14 protein-coding genes are annotated in these 11,709 nt (G+C 69.2%); 8 read left to right on the top strand and 6 right to left on the bottom strand.

Going from position 1 to position 11,709, the window contains the following annotated elements; genetic code table 11:
• Window positions 1-13 precede the first annotated feature (13 nt).
• Window positions 14-733, bottom strand: a complete 720-nt coding sequence (locus E1267_RS26775; RefSeq protein WP_165959802.1) for a hypothetical protein — start codon at window positions 731-733, stop codon at window positions 14-16.
• A gap of 70 nt (window positions 734-803) precedes the next feature.
• On the opposite strand from E1267_RS26775, the gene E1267_RS26780 reads away from it, so the two are divergent.
• From E1267_RS26780 to E1267_RS26795, 4 genes are all read left to right on the top strand, one after another.
• Window positions 804-1,592, top strand: a complete 789-nt coding sequence (locus tag E1267_RS26780) for an ABC transporter ATP-binding protein (protein WP_132336167.1) — start codon at window positions 804-806, stop codon at window positions 1,590-1,592.
• Window positions 1,593-1,699: 107 nt separating this feature from the next.
• Window positions 1,700-2,623 (top strand): SPFH domain-containing protein, encoded by a 924-nt coding sequence (locus E1267_RS26785; RefSeq protein WP_201761801.1) that lies wholly within the window; start codon window positions 1,700-1,702, stop codon window positions 2,621-2,623.
• An 87-nt stretch (window positions 2,624-2,710) separates the two neighbouring features.
• Window positions 2,711-3,466, top strand: a complete 756-nt coding sequence (locus tag E1267_RS26790; protein WP_132336169.1) for a sulfite exporter TauE/SafE family protein — start codon at window positions 2,711-2,713, stop codon at window positions 3,464-3,466.
• A gap of 30 nt (window positions 3,467-3,496) precedes the next feature.
• Entirely contained in the window at window positions 3,497-3,718 is a 222-nt protein-coding gene (locus E1267_RS26795; protein ID WP_132336171.1) for a hypothetical protein, read from the top strand.
• Here E1267_RS26795 and E1267_RS26800 read toward each other — a convergent pair.
• From E1267_RS26800 to E1267_RS47420, 5 genes are all read right to left on the bottom strand, one after another.
• Window positions 3,711-4,544 (bottom strand): NmrA family NAD(P)-binding protein, encoded by an 834-nt coding sequence (locus E1267_RS26800; RefSeq protein WP_132336172.1) that lies wholly within the window; start codon window positions 4,542-4,544, stop codon window positions 3,711-3,713. The genes E1267_RS26795 and E1267_RS26800 overlap by 8 nt on opposite strands.
• Window positions 4,545-4,572: 28 nt before the next feature.
• Entirely contained in the window at window positions 4,573-5,484 is a 912-nt protein-coding gene (locus tag E1267_RS26805) for a Rieske (2Fe-2S) protein (RefSeq protein WP_246064282.1), read from the bottom strand.
• 30 nt (window positions 5,485-5,514) lie between these two features.
• A complete protein-coding gene (locus E1267_RS26810) occupies window positions 5,515-6,126 on the bottom strand; it encodes an HD domain-containing protein (protein ID WP_132336174.1) in 612 nt (203 codons plus the stop codon).
• 148 nt (window positions 6,127-6,274) lie between these two features.
• The gene (locus tag E1267_RS26815; protein ID WP_132336176.1) at window positions 6,275-6,925 is read right to left on the bottom strand and encodes a hypothetical protein; all 651 of its coding nucleotides are present in this window, start codon (window positions 6,923-6,925) and stop codon (window positions 6,275-6,277) included.
• Between the two features lies 1 nt (window position 6,926).
• Window positions 6,927-7,058, bottom strand: a complete 132-nt coding sequence (locus E1267_RS47420; protein ID WP_269129010.1) for a hypothetical protein — start codon at window positions 7,056-7,058, stop codon at window positions 6,927-6,929.
• 754 nt (window positions 7,059-7,812) lie between these two features.
• Here E1267_RS47420 and E1267_RS26820 point away from each other — a divergent pair.
• The 4 genes from E1267_RS26820 to E1267_RS26840 all read left to right on the top strand — a co-directional run.
• Window positions 7,813-8,676, top strand: a complete 864-nt coding sequence (locus E1267_RS26820) for a helix-turn-helix domain-containing protein (RefSeq protein ID WP_132336178.1) — start codon at window positions 7,813-7,815, stop codon at window positions 8,674-8,676.
• Window positions 8,677-8,729: 53 nt separating this feature from the next.
• Window positions 8,730-8,954, top strand: coding sequence for a DUF397 domain-containing protein (locus E1267_RS47425; protein ID WP_132336179.1), 225 nt, complete (start codon window positions 8,730-8,732; stop codon window positions 8,952-8,954).
• A 720-nt stretch (window positions 8,955-9,674) separates the two neighbouring features.
• Window positions 9,675-10,772 carry a CapA family protein gene (locus E1267_RS26835; RefSeq protein WP_132336181.1) on the top strand — a complete coding sequence of 366 codons (1,098 nt, stop codon included), beginning with the start codon at window positions 9,675-9,677 and terminating at the stop codon, window positions 10,770-10,772.
• Between the two features lie 61 nt (window positions 10,773-10,833).
• Window positions 10,834-11,709, top strand: an 876-nt coding sequence (locus E1267_RS26840) for an alpha/beta fold hydrolase (protein WP_132336182.1), incomplete at its 3' end; no start/stop codon positions are given.

Genomic DNA, 11,709 nt, shown 5'->3' on the forward strand with positions numbered 1-11,709 from the left:
CGGGCCGCCGGCGCTACTGGTTCCTGACCGGCTCGAAGATCGCGTGGTGGGCGGCCACGAGCGCGCGGCGTACCGCACGGTCGAGCTCGCGCAGCGCCTCTCCGCGCGCCGCGACCTGGCCGGTGGTGAGGCCGCGATCGTCGGCCAGGCGCAGCACGGTGGCCAGCCGCGTGGCGAGGGTGGACACGCGGTGGGCGCGGGCCGGATAGCCGGGCGCGAGCTCGCCGCCGCGCCGCCCCAGCCGGCCGGGCCGGTCGCCGACCGGCCCGTCGACGGAGGTCAGCGCCTCGGTGGCCGACCGCATCGCGTCGGACAGGTCGCGCTCGGCCTCGGCGAGCGAGGGCAGGTCATGGCGTACGGGGCCGGAGCCGTGCACTTCCAGGCGCACGCCGACGTAGGACGATCCGCGCTGGTCCGGCAGGGGCAGCAGGCCGATGTTCTGGTCGCCGGTCACGGCGATGGCGGCCTGGCCGATGTCGACCGCGGCCGAGTTGAACGACGGCGGGCCCGACAGGCCCAGCGGGTCGCCGGGCGCCGGCAGGGCGAGCCGCAGCTCGCGCAGGCCGTCCACGCGGAGATTTGCGAGGTATTTACGCAACGGAACGTCGCCCGCGACAACGGGTCCGCCGGCGGCTTCGACGTGGTCAGCCGCCTCGTCGAGGCCGACGTGACCGGCGAGCCAGGCGTTCCCCCAGGCGACCAGGCAGGGACAGACAGGCGATTCAGGGCGCACCGATCCACGATAAGCGCTCGCCCTGCAATAGGTTTGTCCCGTGGGTGACTCCTGAAGGAGGGATTCGGGGATGGGTGGTCAGGTGCTGCGGCTCCAGGACGTCGCCGTCAGGCGCGACGGAGCGGCCCTGCTGCGCGGCATCGACTGGACGGTCAACGAGGACGAGCGTTGGGTGGTCATCGGCCCCAACGGCGCGGGTAAGACCACGTTGCTGCAGGTCGCTGCCACGTTGCTCTATCCGAGTGAGGGCCTGGTCGAGGTGCTCGGCGAGCGGCTGGGGCAGGCGGACGTCTTCGACCTGCGGCCGCGGATCGGGCTGGCGAGCGCCGCGCTGGCCGAGCGCATCCCGCCCGAGGAGAAGGTCATCGACCTCGTGCTGACCGCGTCGTACGCGATCATGGGTCGCTGGACGGAGGAGTACGACTCCAACGACGTCACCAGGGCCGTCGAGCTGATCGACATGATGGGCGCGGCCCACCTGATCAGGCGGCGGTTCGGCACGTTGTCCGAGGGCGAGCGCAAGCGGGTGCAGATCGCCCGCGCGCTCATGCCGGACCCGGAGATGTTGCTGCTCGACGAGCCAGCCGCTGGTCTCGACCTGGGCGGGCGTGAGGATCTGGTGCGCCGTCTGTCGCTGCTGGCGGGCGACTACCGTTCGCCGACGCTGGTGCTGGTGACGCACCACGTGGAGGAGGTCCCGGCGGGGTTCACGCACGGGCTGCTGCTGCGGCACGGCTCCGTGGTGGCGCAAGGGCCGCTGGAGCACGTGATGACGTCCGACAACCTGTCGCACACGTTCGGGGTGCCGCTGTCGCTGGAGCGCAGCGGTGAGGGCCGCTGGTACGCGCGTCCTCACTAGGTCGCCATTTATGCCGATAAAAGTCGCCCGAGCCTGACCGGACACTGCGGATGGCAGAAACCAAATAAGATCTACGGAGTCGGTACCGTCGGCTTCGGAGCGTCGCCATGTCCATCGAGCAGCTCATCGTCGCCCTTGTCGTGGTCGCGGCGGTGGGCTTCGCGGTGGCACGCACGATCCGCATCATCCCGCAGGCCACGGCCGCCATCATCGAGCGCCTCGGCCGCTACCACCGCACGCTGACGCCGGGGCTCAACCTGGTGGTGCCGTTCATCGACCGCATCAAGGACCTGATCGACCTGCGCGAGCAGGTGGTGTCGTTCCCGCCGCAGCCGGTGATCACCTCCGACAACCTGGTCGTCTCCATCGACACCGTCATCTACTTCCAGGTCACCAACCCCAAGGCGGCTACGTACGAGATCGCCAACTTCCTGACCGGCGTCGAGCAGCTCACGGTCACGACGCTGCGCAACGTCGTCGGCGGCATGGATCTCGAACGCACGCTGACCTCGCGCGAGGACATCAACACCGCGCTGCGCGGCGTGCTCGACGACGCCACCGGCAAGTGGGGCATCCGGGTCAACCGGGTCGAGCTCAAGGCCATCGACCCGCCGGCCTCCATCCAGGACTCGATGGAGAAGCAGATGCGCGCCGACCGCGACAAACGGGCCGCGGTCCTGACGGCGGAGGGGCACCGCCAAGCCTCGATCCTCGCGGCCGAGGGCGAGAAGCAGGCCGCGGTGCTGCGGGCGCGGGGCGAGGCCGAGGCGGCCGTGCTGCGCGCCCAGGCCGACGCCGAGGCCCAGGCCATGCGGGCCAAGGGGCAGGCCGACGCGATCGGCATGGTCTTCAGGGCCATCCACGAGGGAAAGCCCGACCAGCAGCTGCTGGCCTACCAATACCTGCAGACCCTGCCGGAGATCGCCAAGGGCGAGGCCAATAAGATCTGGATCGTGCCGTCGGAGATGGGCAAGGCGCTGGAAAATCTCGGCGGTCTTTTCACACCCCCCAAGAGCTCGGACACCCAGTGAACGACCCGCTGCGAGGGCTGACACTCCGGTCCTAGGCATGGCCGGGCGGCGGTCCGACGAGCGGGTCTCTCGGGGCAAGGAGGGTTTGTGACGGGGTGGGAGCTGGCCGTGGTCTGCGCGGCCGGGGTGATGGCGGGCGCCATCAACGCGGTCGTCGGGTCGGGGTCGCTGATCACGTTCCCCACACTGGTGGCGGTGGGCGTCGATCCCGTCACCGCCAACGTGTCCAACACCATCGGGCTGGTGCCCGGCTCCTTCACGGCCGCCTACGGCTACCGCGTCGAGCTGCAGGGCCAGCGCGAGCGCCTGGTGCGCCTGGGCGCGGCCTCGGCGTTCGGCGCTCTGATCGGCGGCATCCTGCTGCTGTTCCTCGATCCCGACGTGTTCGAGGTGGTCGTCGTCGCGCTGATCGCGCTGGCCTGCCTGCTTGTCATGGTGCAGCCGCGGCTCAACGCGTGGCTGGCCGAGCGGCGTGGGCGCGGGCATCCGCACGGCGGCGCGGCGTTGTGGCTGGGCGTGCTGGCCTCGGGCGTCTACGGCGGTTACTTCGGGGCCGCCCAGGGTGTGCTGCTGATCGGGTTGATCGGCATCTTCCTCGACGACGGCCTCCAGCGGGTGAACGCCGCGAAGAACGTGCTCGCGCTGCTGGTCAACGCCGTGGCCGCGGTGTTGTTCACGGTGGTCGCCGACGTCGACTGGCAGGCCGTGGCCGGGGTGGCGCTGGGCGCGATGGCCGGCGGGTTCCTGGGAGCCAGGCTGGGCCGGCGCATCCCGGCACCCGCGTTGCGCGGGGTCATCGTGTGCGTGGGAATCGCGGCAATTATCGTACTGGTGTACGGATAAATTCATGTCTATATGGGTATGAATCCGTACATGAAGGGTGATCGGGTGGAGATCGTCATCGACGCGGGAGGATCACCGCGTACCTACGAGATCAGGGCCACCCGCGCCGGCCGGCGGGTCGAGGTGAACACGCGGCGGGGGCTCGTCGAGGTCAGCGAGGTCACCAGGACCGGCACCCCGGTGCGTACGGCCCGGTTCATGTCCAGCCGCATCCTCGCCCTCGTCGAGCACCCCGCCGACGAGGTCAGCTGAAGTCCGCCGCGCGGTCCTCGGCCCACTGGCGGAACGTCAGCGCGGGCCGCCCGAGCAGCCGCTCCACGGTGCCGGTGACCCGCTCGGGGCGGGTCACGAACCTCTCCCACCCCTGCAACGCCAGGTCCACGAAGGACGGGTCGCCCCAGGCCGCCAGAAGTTGTTCACGGGCCTGCTCGACGGGCAACTCCTCCCAGCGCACCTCGCGGCCGAGCACCTCGCCGATGATGCGTACCTGCTCGGCCTGGGTGAGTTGCTCGGGGCCGGTGAGCGCGTAGGTCGCGCCGTTGTGCCCGGCGGAGGTGAGCACGTGCACGGCCACGGCCGCGATGTCCTTCTCGTGGATCAGCGCCCTGGCGGCCCGCCCGAACGGCCAGCGTACGACGCCCTGCCTGATCTGGGCGGCCCACATGAGCGTGTTGGCCGCGAACCCGCCGGGCCGCAGGAACGTCCAGCCGACCCCCGAGTGCCGGATCCGCCGCTCCACCCCATGGTGGAAGTACGACGGCTCCTCGTCGTCCGCCGCATCCTCCGCGTCCGCCGAAAGGTAGACGACGCGCCGCGCGTGCTTGGCGATCGCCGTGATCGTGCGCGCGGCGCTCTCGGCCGAGGTCGTCGGCCAGAGCAGGAACACGCTTTCCACGCCGTCGAGTGCCGGCTCCAGGCTCTCGGGGTCGGTCAGGTCACCGCGTACGGTCTCGACGGGCAGTTGCGCTCGTACGGGATCCCTGGCGAGCGCCCGCACCTCCAGCCCGGCCTTCGCCAGCCGGGTCACCACATGCCTGCCTACGTTGCCGGTCGCGCCGGTCACCAGAATCTTGCCCATGCGCCGAACGTAGGACCTCAAGCTAAGTTCAGGTCAAGGCCGGGCGCACCTGGAGCGTGCCGTCGCGCCTGACGCGCGTCTCGAACATGGGCGCGGGGGCGGTCGCGGGGCCGTGCTTCACCGAGCCGTCCGTCAAGCGGAACGTGCTGCTGTGCCACGGGCACACCACGCACGCCTCGCCGTCCTCCATGACGAGCCTGCCCTGGTGCAGCGGCCCGGCCAGATGGGGGCAGCGGTCGCCGAGCACGGTCACGGCCTCGCCCTGGCGCAGCACGAAGAGCTGGATGTAGCCGAGCCTGCGCGCCACAGGACGGCCGTCCGGCAGGTCTCTCAGCGGGCACAGGTCGTGCCAGCCCAGCGGGACCAGATGCGTGACCTGCGGGGCGTGGTTGGCTCCGGCCGCCTGCCGGTAGGCCAGGTGCCCGCCGAGATAGGCGCCGAGCGAGCCCACGCCGAGCCCGGCGAACGACAGCAGCCTGCCGGGGCGCTCGTGCCCGCGCAGCCGGGCCAGCAGTGACGCCGAGTACAGGCCGAGGGCGGCCACGTTCGAGGCCATGTGCACGAAGCCCACCCGCTGCTGCTCGCGGTGGAGCGACGACCAGTCGGTCAGCCCGGCCGCGGCCGTCGGCAGCGCGTTGGCGATGCCGGCGGCCAGTAGCAGGCGCGAGGCCCGGGGGTCGGCGCGCGCCAGGTCCAGCACGGAGGCCGACATCCAGCAGCCGAGACTCACCGTGGCCAGCGGCGGATGCAGCGGCTTGCCGGTGGGTACACCGTGCAGCAGGTCGCGTACCCGTCCTTGGGGGATGCGCCGGCGTATGGTCTTCGCCAGCGCCCTGACGGCTTTGTCCATGACCTTCGACTTCTCGAGTCGATCGGCGAGGGCGACCGGCCCGGCGAAACCCCGTAGTTGCCGACGCTTCGCCCGCACTTCCTCTTTCACGACAAGTCCCCTACCCCGGGCATGAGGGCATCACTCGGACAGGTGCCCTCGGGCCACGGAGAGATCGACCAGCTCCCGCGCGTACGCACCGAGCGACGGCGACCCCTCCTCGATGATCCGTACCTTCTGCCTGACCTGGGCGGCCGTCACCTTGAACAGCGGCCAGGTGCCGCCCTCCGTGTGGTGGTTGGCCAGGATCGGGGCGAACCGGTCGAGCGCCTTGGCGAACTTCGCCTCCGGCGTCTTCCGCTCCTCGAACTCGTCCCACAACTCCCGCATCCACGTCGCCTGGTCGGCGGGCAGCAGGCCGAAGATGCGGTCGGCGGCGGCCCGCTCGGCCTCTTCCTGGGCGGTGACGGCCACCGGGTCGTAGATGAAGGTGTCACCGGCGTCGATCTCCACCAGGTCGTGCACCAGCAGCATGGCGACCACCCGTTGGAGGTCGGTTCCCGGTGGGGCGTGCTCGCCGAGGACCATCGCCAACGTGCCCACGTACCAGGAGTGCTCTGCGGTGTTCTCCCGTCGCGAACCGTCGATGAGATGGTTGCGGCGGATGATCCGCTTCAACTTGTCGATCTCGATGGCGAAGGCGATCTGGGCGTTCAGGCGGTCCTCTTCTGGTGCGATAGTCACGCGCGACACCCTAATGTGCGTTGATCACCCCGGTTGGTGAAATCCTGACCGGCACTCGGCTGAACAGTACGTGACAGAACGCCGTGGGCGCATGGGGAAGCCCCGGAGCCCCCGCGGTCTCCGGGGCTTTGCCCTGGGGTGGCGCGGTCCCCCAGGTCTAGTGGCCGGCCCGCGTCAGCGCGGCGTCAGCGCGCAGATCAGGCGGCTCCTCGAAGTCGGGCCGCAGCGAGACCCACGCGCGGCGGCCGTACAACCTGTCCAGGCCGGGGGAGACCGCACCCGGCGCCTTGTCGCGCCGGACGATCTCCACGACGACGAACTGCGAGCGAGTGCGGTGCCGGTAGACATTCGTGCTCCTGGCCCAGCACGCCGCGGCGATCTCCTCGCTGTACGCCTCGAACTCCTCGGCGCAGATCCCCGCCCTCGTGAGGATCAGCGCCTTCTCGCCCCTCGACGTGGGCGTGATCCAGAGCACCAGCGGGATCCGGCCCGCCCTGGTGTGCATCGTCGTCTCCAGGCAGACCCGCTGCAGGCGGTGGCGGGAGATCACGCACCAGACGTGGGAGGTGATCCAGTTGCGGCCGGTCCTCGTGGCGGCCGGCACCGAGATGGCGCTGCTCAACAGGATGAACGGCATCCACCGGCCCTGCTGGGTGGCGTCGAGCAGCGTCAGCGTGAAGATCGCCAGCGCCGCGGCGAGCAGCAGCTCCGTACGGATCCGCCAGAGCCTGACGAGCGGGCCGCTCCGGCCGGCGGCGGGCAGGTCCTCGTAGCCGGGGTAGATCTGGTTGCGCGGGTTCCTCGGCACGTCAAGACACCTCCTCCGTCACGCGGTGTGGGAGGCGGAGCTGGTCGAAGCGCGGGTCGCGGTATCGGCGGGCGCCGAACCCCGTGCGCTCGACGGTCCAGCCCATCCGGTGGGCGAACTCGTCGGGTTCCATGCAGATATCCCGGTCGGCCCATGCGACGAGTTCCCGGATCCGGGACTTGATTCGGCTGAGTCCCTTGGTACCTTGTGAGTACATAGAAGACCCCTTTCGCGGCATTTTGAGGTGGCTTCTGTGCCGGTCCGGCGGCTGATGGCCGGCCTCGTCGCAGGGTGGCAGCCCATGTGCGGCGAGTCGGATGTCGGCCGCGGACCGGCTTTTCTCGTGCTCGAATGAGCGGACTCTCGTTGAGCGGTCAGGCGATGAGATGGTCCTTCCGGCAAGCGGCCTCCCTGGGGTGGATTCTGAGTTCCGGGACGGCGACGTTGCCGGCGAGGCGGCCCGGCTGGGGGCGCGCGTTCGTGGTCGGGAGGCCCGATGCGTACGGCCGTGTGATCATGTGCGGCCTCCTCACCATCCGAGGTCCCTCCTGAGATCGATCGTCCCCCCAGGTCCGCGATGCTGCAATACTTTAGGCAAGGGAAGATTTAACTTTCTTCGCGACTTGCTTCTTGCCTTGCGGTGCAAGTTGCACAGGAAGCATCAAGAGTCGGAGTGGGCTGGCATGGAACACGTCCATTTCGTCCCTATTCCGCCGCCTGACGGAGCTCGCCTTGCTCCTACGCTCTCCCCGTGAAAGCCTTCTTGGCAAGGCCAGGCGCGACTATCCGTGCAACTTGCAGTGTAAGATTGGATGAACGGCCCCCAAAGCCGGGCTCCAAACGACCCCTTCCGGCTACACCTTCATTCCCGACAAGGAGAGTGGACGGTGCCATCGCAGCAGGGCAGTCCCACAGTACGCAGGCTCCGCCTCGGGCAGGAGTTGCGCCTCCTCCGGGAGCGAAGGAAGCTCACCGGCGCCAAGGCCGCCCGCGAGCTCGGCTGGTCGGCCAGCAAGGTCAGCCGCATCGAGGCGGCCAAGACCATGCCCGTCGCCGACGACGTCAAGGCGCTGGCCGAGCTCTACCGCATCGACGCGGAGAAACTTGACGAGCTCTTCGGCCTGTTGCGGGATGCGGAGCAGCGCGGGTGGTGGGAAGATTACGAAGACACTCTTCCTGAGGAATACACAAGATTCCTCGGGCTTGAGGCGGAGGCGACCTCACAACGATCGTGGGAACCACAGATCGTGCCCGGTCTCCTGCAAACCGAGGACTACGCGCGGGAAGTCATCCTGGCCTCCCGGGGCATCGCGCGCATCACGCACAGCGGTGTCCGCAGCCGTGTCGAGGCCCGCCTCGACCGGCAGCGTCGCGTTCTGCACCGGGCCCATCCCTGCGAGCTCACGGTCGTGCTGGATGAGTCGGCGCTGACGCGCCGCTTCGGGGAGCCTTCGGTGATGCGCGCGCAGATGGAGCATCTCCTGGAGATGTCCATGTTGCCGCACGTCAGCATCCATGTCCTCGCCCTGGACGCACTTCATCCGGTGAACACGAGCGCGTTCATCCACCTGAAGTTCCGGGACTTCGACGATGTGGTGTATCTCGAACAGATGTACGCCGCCAACTTCGTCGAAGACCTCGGCCGTGTCGCAGGCTATGAGGCGGCCTTCGGTCATCTCAGGTCGGAGGCGCTGGATGAGGACGCGTCGCGCGTGCTCCTCCAGCGTAAGGCTATGCTGTGGCGGCGTTAGCCACCACTACCTCAAAAGGGGCAATGGAGCCCCTTTGTCTGTTTGGGGAGAGAATGCACATCCAACCTTTCGAGGCGGCTTGGCGGAAGAGCACCTTCTGCAACGGCGCAGACGCCTGCATTGAAGTCGCCCCCTTGGCCAACGGTGACGTCGCACTGCGCGACAGTAAAGAGCAGGACGGGCCCGTCCTGGTCTTCACTCCGGCGGAGTGGGAGGCTTTCACCGCGGGCGTCCGTGACGGTGAGTTCGACATGGTCACCCTAGGGGCCGGCGCATAAAGAACGGCCCTGGCAAGTTGCTGACACAACCTCTCAGGGCCGTTCGGACGAGGCCTGGAACACCTCGCCGCACTCCGGCTCACCTGCACACTTGAGCACTGAAGACTTGCCCATCATGACACACTGACCGCCCGCTTGATCACAGGGCACACGCCAGGTGCCCCCGATGTCCACACGACTCCGCCTGCCCGAGCAGTGGCACCCCCGCACTCATATCGAAAGCATTTTCCGAAGAGGTTCGCCAGGCCGAGATGAATGGCCGCCGACCGGCCTGCAATCGTGAAGAATTGTCACGTGAACGGCCCGCGCCCGAAAGGGACGCGGGCCGTTCGGGCGCGGTGACCAGGAAATGCCAAGGCGCCGGGCGGCCGTCAGATTCTTGGTGTCTTGACGTGGTACTTCACCTAGTGACTTCTCGCCCGCGGCGTTGTGCCAGAGGAACGTGTGCGAGCCGAAGCCTTGCATGGTCCGCCGGGCGGCGTCTCGCGGCCGGTCATCAGGAAGGCGACCTGGTAGGCCGACTCGCGTGACAGTCGTGCACATCTGCAGGATCCCGTGGGCGCCGCCGCCCCTGGCGTGACGAGTCGACCAAGGCCGGCCGGCGACCGGCAACGTGACGCGGTGTCCGGTTTGGTGTCAAACGGGAGGAGTGCACGGTAAACCGCCCCACATGGCATGCTCGATCCCTGGAAGACAGGATTCGAGTGGAAGTGGCGGTAGATGAGACTCCCCCATGCCCTCCCGTTGCTCGCTGTCGTCGTGTCCCTGGCCGCATGCTCCTCGCCGCAGCCGGAGAGGCAGCTGCAGAGCGGGCAGGTGGAGCATCAACGGGCGCCTTCCACGCCCTCCGCCACACCCTCGGCGAAGCCGACGCCTCAGCGGCGGCCGTACACGATCGCCTTCGGCGGGGACGTGCACTTCGAGGGGATGTTGCGACCCCGGCTCTCCAACCCGCGCACGGCGCTGGGGCCGATCGCGAAGGTGCTGGGCAAGGCCGACTTAGCCATGGTCAACCTGGAGACGGCCATCACCACCGGGGGGACGCCGGCGCCGGGCAAGGAGTTCACGTTCAGGGCGCCGCCGAGCGCGCTGAGCGCCTTGAAGGCCTCCGGGGTCGACGTGGCGTCCATGGCCAACAACCACGGCATGGACTACATGGACGACGGGCTGGCCGACACGTTGTCGGCGATCAAGCGCAGCAGGTTCCCCGTGGTCGGGATCGGGAAGGACGCGGCGCAGGCGTACCGGGCGTACCGCAGGACCGTGAACGGCAACCGGGTGGCGATCATCGGGGCCACGCAGGTCATGGACGCGGAGTTCATCCAGTCGTGGACGGCCGCGGCCGGCAAGGGCGGGCTGGCCTCGGCCAAGGACGAGGCGAGTCTGCTGAGGGCCGTTCGCAAGGCGCGCAAGAACTCCGACACGGTGATCGTCCACCTGCACTGGGGGACCGAGATGGAGAAGTGCCCGAACCCGGCGCAGCGTTCGCTCGCCCCCAAGCTGGTGAAGGCGGGCGCCGACGTGGTGGTCGGTGGGCACGCGCACATCCTGCTCGGATCCGGATATCTCAAGAACGCGTACGTCAACTACGGCATGGGCAACTTCGTCTTCTACAACTCCAACCCCGCGACCACGGGCAGGACCGGGGTGCTGACGCTGACGATCAACGGCCGGAAGGTGCTCAAGGACACCTGGACCCCGGCCACCATCCAGGGTGGCGTCCCGGTGCCGATGAAGGGGGCGTCGAAGACGCAGGCGGTCGCGGACTGGGAGGACCTGCGCTCCTGCACGGGTCTGTCGGCCCGCCCCGACAAGTGATCCACACGGTGGGAAAGGGCGTTGTTATCCTGCTGGACGGTGCGTCCAATAGGAGGTCGCGATGCGGTGGGTGGAGTCCGGTGACGTACGGCTGGCGCTGTTCGAGGAGGGCGACCCGGGAAGGCCGACGATCGTTCTCGTCCACGGCTACCCCGACACCCACCGCGTCTGGGACGAGGTGGCCGCGCTTATGCGCGACCGTTTCCACGTGGTGCGCTACGACGTGCGCGGGGCGGGCCGGTCCACGGCTCCGCCGGACCGCAGCGCCTACGACTTCGACCACCTGATCGCCGATCTGGGCGCCGTGCTCGACGCCGTGGGCAAGCCGAAAGTCCACCTCGCGGGGCACGACTGGGGTTCGCTGCAGGGGTGGGAGGCGATCGCACGGGAGGGCATCCGAGACCGGGTGGCCTCGTTCACCAGCCTGGGCGGGCCCGGGTTGCGGCAGACGCGGCACTTCACGCGGCACGGGCGGCGGCGTGACGTCGCGGCGCAGCGGCTGCGGTCGTGGTACATCGGGGCGTTCCGTCTGCCCGTGCTTCCCGAACTGGCCTGGGGTTCCGTGATGCCGCGGGTCCTCACCCGCACGCTGCTGCGCGAGGGCGTCGCGCCGCGGCCGGGGCATCCGGCGCCCACCCTGGCCGAGGACGGGCGCAACGGGCTCTGGCTCTACCGGCGCAACATGGCCGCAACGCTCGGCGGGCCCGGCCCCGGCCCGCGCGTCACCGATGTGCCCGTGCAGGTCATCGAGGCCACGCGGGACCGGTTCGTGACGCCCGCGCTCACGGCCTCGTTCGGCCGGTGGGTGGACGGGCTGTGGCACCGCAGGCTCACGGCCGGGCACTGGGCTCACCGCAGCCGGCCGGGTGCCGTCGCCGAGATGATCGCCGAGTTCGCCGAGCACGTCGAGGGCGCGCCGGCCGGCACGGCGTTGCGG

The organism is Nonomuraea longispora (assembly GCF_004348345.1).
Lineage (GTDB): Bacteria > Actinomycetota > Actinomycetes > Streptosporangiales > Streptosporangiaceae > Nonomuraea > Nonomuraea longispora.